This is a genomic window from Prevotella sp. BV3P1 (assembly GCF_000479005.1).
Taxonomy (GTDB): domain Bacteria; phylum Bacteroidota; class Bacteroidia; order Bacteroidales; family Bacteroidaceae; genus Prevotella.
Genome location: NZ_AWXC01000055.1, coordinates 1 through 598, shown reverse-complemented (window position 1 = coordinate 598; position 598 = coordinate 1). Strand labels below are relative to the sequence as shown.

Annotated in this window: 1 protein-coding gene; it reads left to right on the top strand. The window is 44.6% G+C overall.

All coding sequences use genetic code 11. The features are described from left to right. Nucleotides 1-178: 178 nt before the first annotated feature. On the top strand, nt 179-598 hold a 420-nt coding region (locus HMPREF1254_RS10510; RefSeq protein ID WP_023058654.1), incomplete at its 3' end, for a helix-turn-helix domain-containing protein.

Sequence of the window (598 nt, the reverse complement as noted above, 5' to 3'; positions counted from 1 at the left end):
TTGCAGATTAAAAATCGAAGTGCAATAAAAGAGTACCCCTCGCCGAGAGATGCAGACGTTCTCGAAGCGTAGCGAGAGGTTGTCTGCATCTCTCGGCGAGGAAAAAAGACAACCAGCAATACAAATAAGAAAAAGGGAGACCGCAGTCTCCCAAAGATTAATTAACTTTGTATTGTATATGTATCATCAATTAACCTCGGAGCAAAGGTCGCAAATTTTCGCCTTACTCCAAAAGAAAATAAAGAGAAAAGAAATTGCCCTCATTGTGGGTACGAGTGAGGCTACGCTCAGTCGTGAGCTTGAGAGAAACAGCACGCCATCGGGAAAGTATATCTGGACAAAGGCGCACGACATGGCTATGCAGCGCAGAGAGAGAACGGTAAAGAACTCCAAACTCTCCGACGAATTGGTCTGGAGAATCAAGGAATATATTATCAACGACCAATGGTCTCCAAGACAAATATCAGGATATCTGCGCAAGAATGAGGGGATAAAGGTGTCCCACCAGTCCATCTACAACATCATCCACAATGACACAACAGGGGAACTTGCCAAGCACACAAGGCATAAGATGAAATACAGACATCGTCCCAAGAGC